Origin of the sequence: Bordetella genomosp. 7 (assembly GCF_002261265.1) — a bacterium.
In the GTDB taxonomy this organism is placed as follows: Bacteria; Pseudomonadota; Gammaproteobacteria; order Burkholderiales; family Burkholderiaceae_B; genus Bordetella_A.
The window spans coordinates 1-15,509 of the sequence record NZ_NEVK01000005.1; the positions used below are offsets into that span (position 1 = coordinate 1).

General features: G+C 63.2%; 13 protein-coding genes. 5 read left to right on the plus strand and 8 right to left on the minus strand.

What is annotated here, in order from left to right:
• The 8 genes from CAL19_RS10785 to flhD form a co-directional block, all read right to left on the minus strand.
• Nucleotides 1–1,639: methyl-accepting chemotaxis protein (locus CAL19_RS10785; RefSeq protein WP_141214374.1), on the minus strand; the 1,639-nt coding region annotated here is incomplete at its 3' end.
• Between the two features lie 69 nt (nucleotides 1,640–1,708).
• On the minus strand, nucleotides 1,709–2,209 hold the full coding sequence (cheW, locus tag CAL19_RS10790; RefSeq protein ID WP_026639854.1) for a chemotaxis protein CheW: 501 nt from the start codon (nucleotides 2,207–2,209) through the stop codon (nucleotides 1,709–1,711).
• 13 nt (nucleotides 2,210–2,222) lie between these two features.
• Nucleotides 2,223–4,331: a chemotaxis protein CheA gene (gene cheA / locus CAL19_RS10795; protein ID WP_094796771.1), complete on the minus strand. Its 2,109-nt coding sequence runs from the start codon at nucleotides 4,329–4,331 to the stop codon at nucleotides 2,223–2,225.
• A gap of 28 nt (nucleotides 4,332–4,359) precedes the next feature.
• Nucleotides 4,360–4,740, minus strand: a complete 381-nt coding sequence (locus CAL19_RS10800; protein ID WP_026639856.1) for a response regulator — start codon at nucleotides 4,738–4,740, stop codon at nucleotides 4,360–4,362.
• A gap of 2 nt (nucleotides 4,741–4,742) precedes the next feature.
• A complete protein-coding gene (motB, locus tag CAL19_RS10805; RefSeq protein WP_026639857.1) occupies nucleotides 4,743–5,696 on the minus strand; it encodes a flagellar motor protein MotB in 954 nt (317 codons plus the stop codon).
• 12 nt (nucleotides 5,697–5,708) lie between these two features.
• The gene (motA, locus tag CAL19_RS10810; protein WP_026639858.1) at nucleotides 5,709–6,584 is read right to left on the minus strand and encodes a flagellar motor stator protein MotA; all 876 of its coding nucleotides are present in this window, start codon (nucleotides 6,582–6,584) and stop codon (nucleotides 5,709–5,711) included.
• A 117-nt stretch (nucleotides 6,585–6,701) separates the two neighbouring features.
• Entirely contained in the window at nucleotides 6,702–7,280 is a 579-nt protein-coding gene (gene flhC, locus CAL19_RS10815) for a flagellar transcriptional regulator FlhC (RefSeq protein ID WP_026639859.1), read from the minus strand.
• A 13-nt stretch (nucleotides 7,281–7,293) separates the two neighbouring features.
• The gene (flhD, locus tag CAL19_RS10820) at nucleotides 7,294–7,617 is read right to left on the minus strand and encodes a flagellar transcriptional regulator FlhD (protein WP_094796772.1); all 324 of its coding nucleotides are present in this window, start codon (nucleotides 7,615–7,617) and stop codon (nucleotides 7,294–7,296) included.
• 331 nt (nucleotides 7,618–7,948) lie between these two features.
• Here flhD and CAL19_RS10825 point away from each other — a divergent pair, with 331 nt between their 5' ends.
• From CAL19_RS10825 to CAL19_RS10845, 5 genes are all read left to right on the plus strand, one after another.
• Nucleotides 7,949–8,689 carry an RNA polymerase sigma factor FliA gene (locus tag CAL19_RS10825; RefSeq protein ID WP_026639861.1) on the plus strand — a complete coding sequence of 247 codons (741 nt, stop codon included), beginning with the start codon at nucleotides 7,949–7,951 and terminating at the stop codon, nucleotides 8,687–8,689.
• Nucleotides 8,690–8,843: 154 nt separating this feature from the next.
• The gene (locus CAL19_RS10830) at nucleotides 8,844–9,980 is read left to right on the plus strand and encodes a flagellin FliC (protein WP_026639862.1); all 1,137 of its coding nucleotides are present in this window, start codon (nucleotides 8,844–8,846) and stop codon (nucleotides 9,978–9,980) included.
• A gap of 185 nt (nucleotides 9,981–10,165) precedes the next feature.
• A complete protein-coding gene (locus tag CAL19_RS10835) occupies nucleotides 10,166–14,074 on the plus strand; it encodes a TDP-N-acetylfucosamine:lipid II N-acetylfucosaminyltransferase (RefSeq protein ID WP_094796773.1) in 3,909 nt (1,302 codons plus the stop codon).
• 4 nt (nucleotides 14,075–14,078) lie between these two features.
• Nucleotides 14,079–14,828, plus strand: a complete 750-nt coding sequence (locus tag CAL19_RS10840) for a WbqC family protein (RefSeq protein WP_170941517.1) — start codon at nucleotides 14,079–14,081, stop codon at nucleotides 14,826–14,828.
• A 14-nt stretch (nucleotides 14,829–14,842) separates the two neighbouring features.
• Entirely contained in the window at nucleotides 14,843–15,508 is a 666-nt protein-coding gene (locus tag CAL19_RS10845) for a formyltransferase family protein (protein WP_170941518.1), read from the plus strand.
• The last annotated feature ends 1 nt before the right edge of the window (nucleotide 15,509 follow it).

Below are 15,509 nucleotides of genomic sequence, written 5' to 3' on the forward strand. Positions count from 1 at the left end.
CGCTCAACTGCTGCGCGGGCACTTCGATGACTTCGCCGGTATTGATCTTGAACACCGCCACGGCTTCGGCCAGGCGCTGCGCCTGCTCCTGCAGCGAACCCGCCGCCGCGGCCGCTTCCTCGACCAGCGCCGCGTTCTGCTGCGTCACCTCGTCCATCTGCGACACCGCGCGGTTGACCTGCTCGATACCGCCCGACTGCTCCTCCGAGGCCGCCGATATCTCGCCCATGATGTCCGTCACCCGCTTGACCGACGCCACAATCTCCTGCATCGTCGAACCGGCCCGCTCCACCTGCTGCGAGCCCGTGCCCACCTTGCTCACCGAGTCCTCGATCAGCACCTTGATCTCTTTGGCCGCCTGCGCGCTGCGCTGCGCCAGCGAACGAACCTCGCCGGCCACCACCGCAAAGCCCTTGCCCTGCTCGCCCGCGCGCGCCGCTTCCACCGCCGCATTCAGCGCCAGTATGTTCGTCTGGAACGCAATGCCGTCAATCACCGACACAATCTCGGAAATCTTGCGCGAACTCGCCGAGATCGCCTCCATCGTGTTGACCACCTCCGACACCGCCTCGCCGCCACGCTCGGCAACGTCCGAGGCGCTGGCCGCCAGCTGATTGGCCTGGCGCGCGTTGTCCGCATTCTGCTTGACCGTCGAGGCCAGCTCCTCCATCGACGCGGCCGTCTCCTCCAGCGACGCGGCCTGCTGCTCCGTGCGGCTGCTCAGGTCCGTGTTGCCCGCCGATATCTCCCGCGAACCCACGTTGATCTCGTCAACCCCGCGACGAACCTGCGACACCGTGCGCGCCAGGTTCTCCTGCATCCGCTTGAGCGCCGCAAACAACTGGCCTATCTCGTTGCTGTTGCGAACCTCTACCCGCGCCGTCAGGTCGCCGCCCGCCATGCGGTCGAAATGCGTGCCGGCCTCGCGCAGCGGCAGCAGCACCCGGCGTCGCAGGAAAACATAAGTTGCAAACACCAGCAGGGCCGCCATGGCGCTGCCCAGCCCCACCGCCGCCAATACGCCCTGGTAGCGCTGGGTTGCGAGCACGTGCGCATCCTGCAACATGGCGGCACGCCAGAAGTCGAAACCTTCCACCGCTCGCGCAAAGCGCGCCTCCATGGCGTCGTGCATGACTTGCGCACCCTTCTGGTAGGCCGCCATGTCGCCGCGTTCGAGCATGCCGAACAAAGGCGCGATGCCTTGGCGCAGCAGCGCGCCATGGGCCTGGTCGATCTCCTCGAGGCTGTCCTGCGATCCGGCCGGACGCGGCAGGCCCTTGAAATACTGATATTCGGTTTCGGCGCGATTCATGGACGCGCTGGCGCGCTGCAAGAGGCCCTGGGCTTCGGCGCCCAGGCGGCCCGATGCCGCCGCCTGTTGTCCCCCGCCGGACACAATGCCCGCATAGTGCGCATTGGCTGCGCGCGACAAGCCGGTAACCACGTCTTTATAGCTATTCACCACGCGGGTCAGCGCGTCGCTGACTTCCTGGGCCTGGCGGATGTCCGCCAGCGTGCCATTGCTGATACGCAGCGACAACACGCCCAGCACCGCGCCAATCACCAGCATCAGAGAGAAAAAGCCCAGTACGCCCAGCAGGCTGGTGCGTATCGTTATATTGGCCAGGAACTTGCGCATGATTGATTAGAACCCCCGACTCTACGTCACACGGCGGCAGCCCGCGGCGCCCCTGCAGGGCCGCCGCGCTTAAGAGGCCACCTTCTCCACCAGCGCCATTTCGTCGCTGGTCATCAGTTTCTCGATATCCACCAGGATCAGCATCCGGTCATCCAGCGTACCCAGCCCCGTCAGGTACTCGGTAGACAGCGTTGCGCCGAACTCGGGTGCGGCCCGTACCTGACCCGCGTTGAGCATCAGCACATCCGAAACGCCGTCGACCACGATCCCCACTACGCGATGGTCGAGGTTCAGGATGATGACCACGGTCTGTTCGTTGTATTCGACGCGGCCCAGGTTGAACTTGATGCGCAGGTCCACGATGGGCACGATGATGCCGCGCAGGTTGGTCACTCCCTTGATAAAGGAGGGCACATTCGCAATACGGGTCACCGCATCCGCGTCGTAGCCGCGGATCTCCTGCACTTTCAGGATATCGATGCCGTACTCTTCGTCTCCCAGCGTGAACACCAGGAATTCACTGCCGACGTCTTCGACGCGCGCGGCCTGCGTTTGCGGTTTGGCTGCCATTAAAGGTTCTCCGTCAATTCAGTACGGCGTCGGGTTGCGCCCATTTCTCGCGATTGGCCCGCGCCAGCGCGAACACATCCACAATCAGCGCCACGCTGCCGTCACCCAGGATGGTGGCTGCCGATATCCCCGGCACTTTGCGGTAGTTCGATTCCAGGTTCTTCACCACGACTTGATGCTGGCCCACCAGATGGTCCACCAGCAGCGCAAAGCGGCGGTCCTGCGCCTGCATGATGACCGCGATGGCCTGGGTGGGATCGGCCTGCGCGCCGGCCACGCCGAACACGCGATGCAGCTCTACCAGCGGCAGGTATTCCCCCCGCACCTGCATCACCTGCTCCTCGCCAGCCACCGAGTACATCTGGTCCCTGGTGGGCTGCAACGATTCGGTGACATGGTTCAGCGGCAGGATGAAGGTTTCGTCGCCCACCCGCACCGACATGCCGTCCAGGATGGCCAATGTCAACGGCAATACGATGCGTGTCGTGGTGCCCTTGCCGGGCACGCACGACAATTGCACGTGGCCACCCATGTCCTGGATATTGCGGCGCACCACATCCATGCCCACGCCCCGGCCCGAAATATCAGTGATCTGTTCGGCGGTGGAAAACCCGGGCGCGAAGATCAACTGCCAGACCTCTTCGTCCGGCGTGTTTTCACTGACGGGCAAGCCCTGGGCGATCGCCTTGGCCAGGATTCTCTCGCGGTTCAGGCCCGCACCGTCGTCGCTGACCTCGATCACGATATTGCCCCCATTGTGCTCGGCCGACAGTATCAGCTGCCCTATCGCCGACTTGCCCGCCGCAACGCGCTTCTCCGGGGTCTCGATGCCGTGGTCCAGGCTGTTGCGCACCAGATGGGTCAACGGGTCGATGATGCGCTCGATCAGGCTCTTGTCCAGTTCGGTGGCGCGGCCAAAGGTCTGCAGCTCGATCTGCTTGCCCATCTTGTGGGCGATGTCGCGCACCAGCCGCGGAAACCGACTGAACACGTAATCCATGGGCATCATGCGGATCGACATCACCGCCTCTTGCAGATCGCGCGCGTTGCGCTCGAGCTGCTCCATGCCGTTGAGCAGCCGATCGTGCAGTACCGGGTCCAGGGACGAGGCCGTCTGCGCCAGCATGGCTTGCGTAATGACGAGCTCACCCACCAGGTTGATGATCTGGTCGACCTTCTCCACCCCCACGCGAATGGACGTAGATTCCTTGTCGGCGGGTCCCGCCGCCTGCCCGCGCGCGGGCCTGCTCCCGGCTGCCTGCTGCGGTGCGCCCGCCTCGGGCGACGCCGGCGGCGGCGCCGCGGCAGCCGCGGGCGCCGGCACCGGCGCTGCCGGCTCGGGCACGCCGGGCTTCGATGCCGCAGGCGGGGCTTCGCGGCGCACGTCGAGCTGGTCGGCATTCACGATGAAGCAGCAGACAACCTCGATATCGTCCGGACCGCAGGTCGTCTCCACCCAGACCGTCAGGCCATCATCGTCGCGCTCGTGGGCCAGCACCGTACCCAGATTGCCCATCTCGTGCAGCAGCGATTGCCCATCCTTATCCGAAACGCCGGTAATGCGAACCCGCAACGGCATAGCCTCGCCATCTGCCGCATCGGCCTGCGGCGCAGCCGCGGCAACGGCCGGCGCCTCGGGCGCGCAGACGGGCGGCGGCCCGGCCTGGCCGGCGGCTGCCGCAACCGCCTGGTCCCGCGCGTCGCCATGCTCCTGCCCATCGTCCTGCTCTTGCGCCAGACGCCGCAACACCGCGCAGATCCGTTCGTATACCGCTTCTTCCGGCTCTTCCGAGGCGCGGTAGGCGTCCAGTTGGCTCTTGAGCACGTCTTTCGTTTCCAGAAAAATGTCCACCATGTCTGCGCGCAGCGCCATTTCCCCCCGCCGGATCGCATCCAGCAGGTTCTCAAGCAAATGGGTCGTGCCGGCCAGGTGCTGGAAGCAGCCGAAGGTGGCCGCGCCGCCCTTGATCGAATGCGCAGCCCTGAATATCGCGTTCAACTGTTCGATATCCGGGTTGTCGACATCCAGCATCAACAACAACTGCTCCATCTCGGCAAGCAGCTCATCCGCTTCGTCGAAGAATGTCTCGTAGAACTGACTGAGATCCAGACCGCTGCTCATAGACCGTACGCCTTCCGTTCGAACCCGCTCATGCGCCTGATTGCGCGCCAAGCAGTTCAGATGCCCATTCCACCAGCACGCCGGGGTCCAGCGGCTTGTTCAGCCAGCCGCTGACGCCCAAGTCGCGTGCCGCGCGCTTGCTTTGCCCATCGTCTTCGGTTGTCAGGATCAGCACAGGCAGATCGCGGTAACCCGGATCTGCTCGCAATTCGCGGATCAGTGACAAACCGTCCATTACCGGCATATTCCAGTCGCTGACCAGCATGTCGACACGATGGCTGCGCGCCAGATCCAGGGCCTGCCGGCCGTTGCCGGCCGCAATCACCTGCCAGCCGGCGTCGCTCAATGCGGCCTGGACGATCATGCGCATCGTCGCCGAGTCGTCCGCCACCAGGATTGTTGCTGTCATCACTACCTTGCCGTATCGCCTGCAGGGATACGCGGCGCCAGGGACGAAACGACTTCCCCGGGCCCGCGCAGGCTCAAATCAGCGGCCGCCGCGTCGGCCGCGGCCGCATTTTCCCGCTCAATCTGCTGCTGGGTGCGCCGGTTCAGCACCACCAGGCTGATACGACGGTTAACGGCCGCATACGGGTCATCTTTAACGAGGCTCATGCTGGACGACAGGCCCTGAATGCGCATGAGCTTTCCTTCGGCCATGCCGCCGGCCACCAGCTCCTGGCGCGACGCATTCGCGCGGTCGGCCGACAGCTCCCAGTTGCTGTATGCCCGCTCGCCCCGCGCGTACTGGGTCGCGTCCGTATGGCCGGCAATACTTATCTTGTTGGGCAATTCGTTCAACACCGGCCCCAGCTCGCGCAGGATATCGCGCATATACGGCTGCACCTCGGCGCTGCCCGTGGCGAACATCGGGCGGTTCTGATTGTCCACAATCTGGATGCGCAGGCCCTCTGTTGTCATGTCGATCAACAACTGCGGGCGGAAGTTCTTCAGTACGGGGTTCTCTTCCAGCATGGCATCCAGGCGGCGCTTCAGGCGTTCCAGCGCGTGCCGGTCCCGCCTCTCGCTATCGGGCAGCACCTGTGACTGGACGCGGTCTCCTTCGGCCCTGCGCACATCGCCCTCGTCGCGCAGCGGATCGTGTCCGCCTCCCGGGATCGCACTGGTCTGCGCCGACTGGCTGGGGCCTCCCGTCAACGCTACCCGCAACGGCATGCGGAAATACTCCGCCAGTCCCTTCAGCTCTTCTTTGGGGACGATGGCGATCAGCCACATCACCAGGAAGAAAGCCATCATCGCCGTGATGAAGTCGGCGTACGCGATCTTCCAGCTGCCGCCATGGTGCACGGCCTGTGTCGCACGCTTGCGACGGACCACCACCCGGTGATTGTTCAGCGAACTCATCGGGGCTTCCCGTCAGGCGCGGCCTGTAGCGGCGGTTTTCGCCTGCCGCACATGCTCTTCCAGCTCACCGAACGACGGACGCACCGAAGAGAACAGCACCTTGCGCCCGAACTCCACGGCCAACTGCGGCGGATAGCCGTTCATGCTTGCCAGCAGCGTGACCTTGATGCATTCGAGCACCTTGACCGATTCCGACGTGCGCTGCGCCAGGCGCGCGGCCAGCGGGGCCACGAAACCGTACGCCAGCAACACCCCCAGGAAAGTGCCCACCATGGCTTTCGAGATCAGGTCGCCCAGTACCGCCGGGGGCTGGTCCACCGAGCCCAGCGCCTTGATGACGCCCAGCACCGCCGCCACAATCCCGAACGCCGGCAAAGCATCTGCCACCTGCTGCAGCGAATGACAAGGCACGTCGCGCTCATGCCGGTAGGTCTCGATTTCCTCGTCCATCAGCGTCTCGATCTCGAACGAGCTCATGTTGCCGCTGATCATGATGCGCAGGTAATCGGTAATGAACTCCATCAGCCGCGCGTCCTGCAGAATGCGGGGATATTCATTGAAAATCGGGCTGGCGTCCGGGTCCTCGATGTGTGACTCGATCGCCATCAGGCCTTCCCGGCGAGCCTTGTTGAGCAACACGTACAGCAGCGCCATCAGCTCCATGTACACCTCTTTGCTGTACGGAGCCCCCTTTATCGCCTGCGGCAGCGACTGCCCTATCAGCGAGAGCGATTTGCGGGTGTTGCCCGCCAGAAAGGCGCCCAGCGCGGCGCCTGCGATCAGGGTCAATTCAAACGGTTGGTACAGGGCCCCCAAGTGCCCACCCAGCGCGACGAAGCTGCCGACCACCGCGACGAGCACCACCGTATAACCAATAACAATCAACACATCGGGCCTCTGCCATCGAGTCTAGAGTTGGCGACAATGATCTCCCGCGCAACCGCGTGCAAAAGCACGGGTTACGGGGAATTTTCGGGGGCTTTTGGACTTATTGAGGCGGCCCGCTCAGGAACGCGGAGCCGCCGCCATGGGCGCGCCTGCGCCCAGCGCGGCGCGGGCCTTTGCGGCAGCCCGGGTCTTGCCGGCCCGCGGCGGCGGGCGGCAGATCGCGCACACGAAGTCCCCCTGGGGATCATGGGCGTGGGCGATGAAATGCCCGCCGCACTGCCGGCAGGCAGAAAGCTGCAGCATGCCGCTATCGAAAAACCTGACCAGCATCCATGCCCGGGTGAAGCTGAGCAATGGTTCGTCGCCCTGCCCGACTCCGGCGTGCTCCAGGTACAGGCGGTAGGCGTCGATGGTGGCGCGGATGCCGCGGCTGGCCGTACGTGCATTCAGGAACGAGTACACGTTGTAGAACAAGGACGAATGGATGTTGGGCAACCAGGTCATGAACCAGTCGACCGAAAACGGCAACATCCCCTTGGGCGGAGAACAACCGCGGATTTCCCGGTACAGGCGCGACAGGCGGTCGTGGCTCAGGCGCGTTTCGGCCTCGAGAACCTGCAGGCGCGCACCCAGCGAGATCATCGCGCTGGCAAGGAGAATGTCGTCCGCTTCCTGCGCAACACTTTTGATGGACATGGCGGCAGACGGCTCAGGAGAGCTGCTCGACCGGCTGCTGGGCCAACAGAATCGTGGCATGGGCCTGTTGCAGCGCCCCGCCCAGCACGTCCTGGGTCAACGCCGACAGCAAGCTGTAGTCGTCGAACCGGAAGCGGCACAGCAAAGAGCTCGAACTGGCCAGCTTGACCAGCTGGGCGGGCGACAGACGCATCAGAATATCGGCCACTTCGTTGCTGAAACCCAGGCGGAACAGTGCTGCCGCATAGTCGTCACGCAGCATCCGCTGAGCCAGCAGCAGGTAGGACAAGTTGACTTCCCGGATGTCGGCGAGCAAAGAACTATCTGCTGTGTTCACGCTATGGGCTCCTAGTTAAACAATGGTGTCATTACAAGCAACCGCAACTGGCGTCGGTCTTCCGCAGCCTTGTCACTAACGATACTGAATGTATCTATTGCTACCAATATGCGTGCAATTTATCACGCATATTGTCAATTTTTATGACATTTCTCACAAATAAGGCCGTTTAGCTCGAATTTTGCTAAAAAAACACAGTTTAGTTACATTCACACACGTTGTGTGTTAGTGGAACCTGTAAACAACCCGTCAAAACATTTCTTTTTTGTACAAATGGATCTGCCGGCGTTGCCGACAATCGTCGCTTGGCCTTCGATGTCGACCTATACGCATGCCTTACGCCGATGACAGCCTGGTGCGCTATGCGCCACTGGTACGCAAGCTTGCGCTGCAGATGCTAGCGCGGCTGCCGGCCAGCGTGCAGCTAGACGACCTCATCCAGGCGGGGATGATCGGACTCCTGGACGCGACGCGACGCTACCAGGAAACACCGGACGCCCAATTCGAAACTTACGCCACCGCACGCATCCGTGGCGCCATGCTGGACGAGCTGCGCAGCCAGGACTGGCTGCCCCGCAGCGTGCGCACCAAAAGCAAGCGCATCGAGGCGGCGATCCAGCGCAAAGAACAAGAACTGATGCGCCCGCCCTCCGAAGGCGAGATTGCCGAGGAACTGGACATTTCGCTGTCCGACTACCAGGCGATGCTCAACGACGCGCGCGGCATCCAGATCATGCATTACGACGAGCTCGGCGCCGGCGATGGCGAGGAACGAGGGTGGCATGAATCCGCCTGCGATCCGTCCACGGACCCGTTGCAGGCCCTGCTTGCGGGCGACTTGCGCCGAGCACTCATCCAGGCGATCGACGCGCTGCCAGAGCGCGAGAAACTCGTGCTGTCGCTGTGCTACGAGCAAGGCCTGAACCTGAAAGAGATAGGCGCGGTGCTGGAAGTCACCGAGGCGCGCGTATGCCAGCTGCGCAGCCAGGCTACCGCCCGCATCCGCGCGCATCTGAAAGCGGGTGCGTGGCAAGCGCTGCCGGCCGAGGCGGGCCTGGCTCAGGTTCTATAGCGTCCGTCATAAAGCACGCAAAAAAAATAGCCGAAGGCCTCGCTTAAGTTGCCGGCAAGCGCGCCGTTACCCAGAGCAGCGGGGCATGCTGCCTCGCGAAGTGGGCGGCCTGGCTGCCCGGTTTGAAGAAGCCTTTCTCTCTTGGGAGCTATTCATGGCTGCTGTTATCAACACCAATTACCTGTCTCTGGTTGCGCAAAACAACCTGACGAAGTCTCAATCGGCCCTGGGTTCGGCCATCGAGCGCCTGTCCTCGGGCCTGCGCATCAACAGCGCCAAGGACGACGCTGCCGGCCTGGCAATCGCCAACCGCTTCACGTCCAACGTCCGCGGCCTGACGCAAGCGGCCCGCAACGCCAACGACGGCATTTCGATCGCTCAAACGACCGAAGGCGCCACCGCCGAAATCACGACCCACCTGCAGCGCATCCGCGAACTGTCGGTGCAAGCCGCCAACGGCACGTACTCGTCGACCGACCTGGCCTCGATGCAAGACGAAGTCGAGCAACGCCTGGCCGACATCGACCGCATCAGCCAGCAAACCGATTTCAACGGCGTGAAGGTCCTGTCCGCCGATCGCAGCCTGACGCTGCAAGTCGGCGCCCGCGACGGCGAAACCATCACCGTCGACCTGAAAGAAATCAGCTCCAGCACGCTGAGCCTGGCCGACTTCAGCATCGCCGGCCCGACCGGCACCGCTTCGGCCTACACGGGCGGCACCGCAGCCGGCGCCGTGACGCTGAAATCCACCGACGGCTCGGGCGATCCCGCCGCGGTCAGCGCCGCTGCCGTCACGCTGAAGGACGTGAGCGACGCCAGCACGCAATCTGGCGCCACGGGCGCTCTGGACCTGGTCCAGGACGAGCGCGGCAACTGGTACGTGACCGAAGGCACGGGCGCGGCGCAGGTTTACTACGCTGCCAGCGTGAGCGTAACGGGCGGCACCGGCACCGGCGCATCCGCCGCCCCCACCGCCACGGTGACCTACGATTCGACCAAGGCCCTGGGCACCGCCAGCGACGATCCGATGGCCTCGCTGGACACGGCCCTGAACACGGTCGACACTCTGCGCAGCAACCTGGGCGCGGTGCAGAACCGCCTGGAGTCCACGGTGTCGAACCTGAACAACATCGTGAACAACCTGTCGGCTTCGCGCTCGCGCATCGAAGATGCCGACTACGCGGTCGAAGTGTCCAACATGACGCGTGCCCAGATCCTGCAACAGGCAGGCACCTCGGTGCTGGCCCAGGCCAACCAAGTGCCGCAGACGGTTCTGTCGCTGCTGCGTTAATCGCGAAAGCGGGCCGGTCCGCCAGGCCGGCCTGCCGGATACTCCCGTATCCCCTGGAAAGCCCCTTTTCGAAGGGGCTTTTTTTTCGCGCCCCAAATAGACGGTTTTTTTGTTCGCTCTCCGGCATATTGCCGGCATCGGCCCGGCGGTACCCTGACGCCCTACTTCATTGTGCAAGCCGGCCCATGCCCAGAACCGTCCGCCCGCCCCGCAAGCCTTCCGCCTCCGGCAAAGTCCTTACCATCATGGGGCTGTCCGAACAGCAGGCCATGTCGCGTACGCGCAACCACCCAGGCGATATCAACGCCTGGAAAAGCCTGGGCGCGCATTGTGTAGAGTCGGGCCGCCTGGCCCAAGGGCGCACCGCCCTTGATCGGGCCCTGGCCATGGCGCCCCGCGATGCGGAAGCCCTGCGCGTGATGGCGGACCTGGAAGTCAAGGCCGGCGCGCTCGAAAATGCCCGTGCGCGGCTCGAAGCCGCCCTGGAAATCGAGCCCGGGCATCAACTCGGACGCATCAAGCTTGCTGAAATCCTGCACCGGCTTGGCCGCCACGATGACGCGCTGCAGTGCCTGGATCAGATGGGCAACCCCGATCCGCATCGCGTAGCCTGGCTGTCATGGCGCGGGGTGATCCTGCTCGCAATGCAGCGCTATGACGACGCGCGCAAGGACTTCGAGGCCCAGCTTCAGCTTGCGCCCACCGACTATTCCGCCTGGAATAACCTGGGAAACGTCCACCGGGACACCGGCAACCTGGACGAAGCTGCGCACTGCTATGGCAAAGCGGCGTCTTACAACCAGACAGATCCGCTGCCGCGTTCGAACCGGCTGACTGCCATGCATTACCAGCCGGATGCGACGGTCGAAGACATCCTGCAGGCGTGCAGGGACTGGGGAGCGGTGTTCATGCCGGCCGTGCGCCCCGAGCGGCCGGTGCCGGCAGACCGCACGCCGTCCAGAGTGCTGCGGGTAGGCATGTTCTCGGACGGATTCCGCCAGCATCCTGTCGGCACCATGACGGTTTCCGCGCTTGAGCACCTGGCGGCGCACGGAATCGAGATCTACGCCTACACGACGAACAACTCCGTCGATGCGATTACGCGCCGCTTCATGGCGCTCGCACGCCAGTGGGCGCCGATATATCACCTGGACGACACACAGTTCGCTGCACGTATCCGCGAAGACCAGATCGATATCCTGATCGACCTGAGCGGACACAACGCGGGTTCGCGCATCCGGGCGATGACCATGGAGCCGGCCCCCCTGCTGGTCAAGTGGGTGGGCGGGCTCATCAATACGACGGGCGTCGAGGCCATCGACTACCTGATCAGCGACCGCATCGAATCGCCGGCCGGCAGCGACCACCTGTACACCGAAAAGCTCATCCGCATGCCGGATGACTATATATGCTTTGTGCCGCCGCCCAGCCCACCGGCAGTGGGCCCACTGCCGGCATTGCGCAATGGCTACATCACTTTCGGGTGCTTCAACAACCCGACCAAGGTCAACCGGGCTTTGTTGGCACGCTGGGCGGAGCTGATGCACGCGGTGCCGCACTCGCAACTGTTCCTCAAGGGCGCGGCCTATGCCACTGCCGAAATGCGCCAACGCGTCGTCGACACCCTGGCGGGGCACGGCATTGCCGAAAGCCGGCTGCGGATCGAGGGGCGTTCGCCCCATCTGGAGCTGCTGTCCCGATATAACGAAGTCGACATTGCACTGGACCCCTGGCCGTACTCTGGCGGCCTGACCACATGCGAAGCCCTGCTCATGGGGGTTCCCGTGGTCACCCTGCCAGGGCCCACGTTCGCGGGCCGGCATTCGGCCACACATCTGGTTAACGCGGGCATGCCAGAACTGGTCGCCCGCGACTGGGCTGAATACCAGGCACGCGCAGTCGAACTGGCCAGCGACCTGCAAAGTCTCGCCGCCATACGCACCCATCTCCGTGACGTCCTGCTGAACTCGCCAGTCTGCGACGCTCGGCGATTCGCGCGGCACCTGGCCGTCGCCCTGAGGGCCATCTGGTGCCGCTACTGCGACGGCAAGGCCCCCGCGGCCGTCGTGTTGACCGATGATGGCCGACCCTGGTTCGAGGACGAACCTGACGCACGCGCCCTGCCCGGTCCGGCCGACACAGGTCATGGGGGCTTCAGCTTCTCTTTCCAAGGCAAGGTAGTCACCGTCGATCACGGAGGCGGGCTGGCGAGCAGCCGCCGCATCAGCGAGCTGAACCGCCTGGGGACATTCACCTTCCTTGCGATCGACCCGGCGGGACGCGTACACGGCGCAGACGCGCTGCAACGCGAAGGCGACCTGCAGCATCATCCGCATATCGCGCTGGGCGACGGACAGGATGCAACGCTGTATGCGTGCCTGGACGCCGCATTCAGCGGCACCCTGGAACCACTACCCAAGGCAAGTATCTTCCCTCTGGCGCGCAACGGCAGTGAAGTACTGGCGAGACTGCCAATTCCCACGATACGTCTTGACGACGTGCAAGGCCTGCCACGCGCCGAATGGCTGATATTGGACAGCGCCCACGACAACCTGAAGGTCCTGGCCGGGGCGCATCGCGCACTGGCAACGACGCTGGTGGCACAGGTCGCCGTCGACATGGTTGCGCTACGCGCAGGCCAGCCCCACCTGGACGACATCAGCCGCGCGCTGCGCCAGCATGGGCTGCGCCTGTTGCGCCTTGCCAATATGCAGTACCAGAGCTACCTGGACTGCCCCCCGGCGAATACCGACGGCGTGGCATCGCAACTCGTACGCGCCGACGCGGTATACGTTCCGGACGAGGCCCGCATGGCGGCCTTGACTGACGATGAACGGCGCAAACTGGCGTTCATTCTGCATACCTGCTATGGCGCCACCGATATGGCAAGCGCGGTGCTGGACGGCGCGCGAGACGATGCGGGCTCCCGCTACCGCGCCACCATGGGTTGGACGCCACCCGCCGAACAACGCCCCCATCCTGACCCGGTTAACGCGGCAGAAACCGGCCCGCGGCGATTCGTGCATATTTTCTATAACAATATGCACAACCAACAATTCATCTCGATACTGGCCGATCCCGAGGTCAACCGGACATTCTGCCATGACGTATTTGTAGAGCGGTCTGCGTCTATCCCCGGATACAGTAACGACCTGAGCTGCCACCCCAGGGCGTCATTCTTCGACCACGCGGCGGACCTGCAGCGGATCGCGCAGGCCGCCAGCGCCAGCGACGTGGCGGCAGTTATTTTTCACGGCATGTTCTTCGCGTGGCAGAAGAAGCTGGTAGAACTCGTGTCACCCGACAAGAAAAAGGTGTGGGTGGCATGGGGAGGCGATCTCTATGGGCCTATACAACGGCAGGCGCTCATCACGGATACGGTCCGCAGGCTCGATGCCGTGGCGACGCTCACTCAAGGAGACTACGAGGTCTTCACGCGCCACTACGGCCCCAAGCCGCACATTCCGTTCTCTTACGCGAGCGCCTCGCGCTTTGCCGATATCCGGATTCCCGTAAAGAAAGACAACACCATCTTTATCGGCAACAGTGGCGACCCTACGAACAACCATGTCGAGATTATCGAGGCCCTGGCAAGCAAGCAGGACATCGAAGATTACGATCTGGTCATTCCCTTTTCTTACAACGCCCCGCCGGGCTACGAGCCCGTGCTGATCGAGGCGCTGAAGAAACATGGGCTGATGGCCCGGGCGAACATTCTGCGCCAACTGATAGACCGGGCGGAATACCTTGAGATGCTCGCCCGCGCGCGTCTTTTTATATCGGCCCATCATCGCCAGCAGGCCATGGGCAACATGCTTGCCTCCATCTATTTCGGGGCCGGCACAGTCTTGCGCAGACGGATCTCGGTAGGCGGAGACATCATCGCCAATCCCGCCTGGGAGCGCATGGTTAATGAGTTTTCGGCAGCGCCCGTGGACTTCGCCGATCTGCCGCGGTATTGCACCATTGCAGAGCTTCCGGCGCTCGATGGCGCAGCACTGCAGGCTGCGCGGTCCCGAATTGATGCGCTACAGGATATGCAGCGATTCAAGCAGAACGTGGCGGCGACTTTCAGCGCAATCGCGGATCTGTAGAGCCATGACGGACACCGCCTCTGCCTGCCAGCAATGGCCGCCTCATGCGAATACCGTCGCGATCATGCAGCCCTATGCGTTTCCGTACCTGGGCTATTTCAACCTGGTACAGGCATGCGGAGTTTTTGTCTTCTACGACGACGTGAACTTCATCACGCGCGGGTGGATCAACCGGAACCGGGTTCTGGTCAACGGGCAGGCGCATCAATTCTCCATCCCCTTGTCGGGCGCCAGTCAGAACAAGCGGATCCTCGATGTCGGGCTGCATGACTTCGGCGCTTTCAGAAACAAGTTCCTGAAACAACTTAACCATGCGTACTGCCGTGCGCCCTTCTACGAGTACGGCCTGGCCTATGCCGAAGAGGTGCTGTCAAGCGATTACGAACGGATCGCCGACCTGGCCATCGCGTCAGTCACTCTGCTGTTCAGGAAGCTGGGGATCGATCGACGCTTCCTGCGATCTTCGGAAGCGTTCCCGGCATCCGTCGGCACCGGCCGCAGCGGCCGGCTGATCGATATCACCAAGGCATTGGGCGCATCCCGCTACGTGAACCCCGCAAGCGGCGCCTCGCTTTACGACAAGCCGAATTTCGAGGACAACGGCGTGGCCCTTTCGTTCCTGCAACCGCTCTTGCCTGAATATCGGCAGGTCGGTCCGGCAGAATTCGTGCCGGGGCTGTCCATCATTGACGTGCTGATGCACAACGACCACGACAGCGTCCGGCAAATGCTATCCAGTTATAGATTGCAGTGATGACCGACACAGCCATGTATAGAGTCGTCTTTCTGGGCAGTACCGGTGGCGCCGTACTATCGCGACTGGTCTCGCACGAATTCGTGCGGGAGTTGACGCACGAAGTCGTGGCCGATCGTCCATGCGGATTTCTCCAGATCGCGGAGCAATCCGGCATGGCGACGGCAATGTTGCCTGCCAATAACGGCCACGAGTTTTCCATGGCGTTGCATCGCCGCTATGACGGCATGTCGAATCTCATCTTCCTGAGCTTCTATACACGCCTGCTCACAAATCCGCTGCTCGATGGCCACAAGGGACGACTGTTCAACTGCCACCCTTCCGTGCTGCCGTCCTTCAAGGGCATGCATGGGTTCGACGACACGTATGCATCCAGCAGCCTGTTCATGGGTTGCTCCCTGCACCAGATCGACGCCGGCATCGATACGGGCCCCTGCGTGCTGCAGGCGGCCCTTCCCATTGATCGCCGCCTGCCCAAGGCGCAGTTAAGGCATGGCGTATTCCTGGCGCAATACTATTCGGCGCTGCAATTCTTGCTGTGGCTGAAACAGGGCCGCCTGGTGATCGATGCCACGGGCCATGCCTCTGTCCGTGACCTGCAGTTCCGTACTTCGCCGTTTTCGCCGAATCTGGATGCGGATTTCTTCGCCCAGTGCGGAATCCCGAACGAACTTATATAGC

What these genes read in the sequence shown, in the direction of transcription:
- cheW (WP_026639854.1), bottom strand. Translation starts at nt 2,209, where the DNA reads ATGGCAGCCAAACCGCAAACGCAGGCCGCGCGCGTCGAAGACGTCGGC.
- cheA (WP_094796771.1), bottom strand. Translation starts at nt 4,331, where the DNA reads ATGAGCAGCGGTCTGGATCTCAGTCAGTTCTACGAGACATTCTTCGAC.
- CAL19_RS10800 (WP_026639856.1), bottom strand. Translation starts at nt 4,740, where the DNA reads ATGACAGCAACAATCCTGGTGGCGGACGACTCGGCGACGATGCGCATG.
- motB (WP_026639857.1), bottom strand. Translation starts at nt 5,696, where the DNA reads ATGAGTTCGCTGAACAATCACCGGGTGGTGGTCCGTCGCAAGCGTGCG.
- flhC (WP_026639859.1), bottom strand. Translation starts at nt 7,280, where the DNA reads ATGTCCATCAAAAGTGTTGCGCAGGAAGCGGACGACATTCTCCTTGCC.
- CAL19_RS10825 (WP_026639861.1), top strand. Translation starts at nt 7,949, where the DNA reads ATGCCTTACGCCGATGACAGCCTGGTGCGCTATGCGCCACTGGTACGC.
- CAL19_RS10830 (WP_026639862.1), top strand. Translation starts at nt 8,844, where the DNA reads ATGGCTGCTGTTATCAACACCAATTACCTGTCTCTGGTTGCGCAAAAC.
- CAL19_RS10835 (WP_094796773.1), top strand. Translation starts at nt 10,166, where the DNA reads ATGCCCAGAACCGTCCGCCCGCCCCGCAAGCCTTCCGCCTCCGGCAAA.
- CAL19_RS10840 (WP_170941517.1), top strand. Translation starts at nt 14,079, where the DNA reads ATGACGGACACCGCCTCTGCCTGCCAGCAATGGCCGCCTCATGCGAAT.
- CAL19_RS10845 (WP_170941518.1), top strand. Translation starts at nt 14,843, where the DNA reads ATGTATAGAGTCGTCTTTCTGGGCAGTACCGGTGGCGCCGTACTATCG.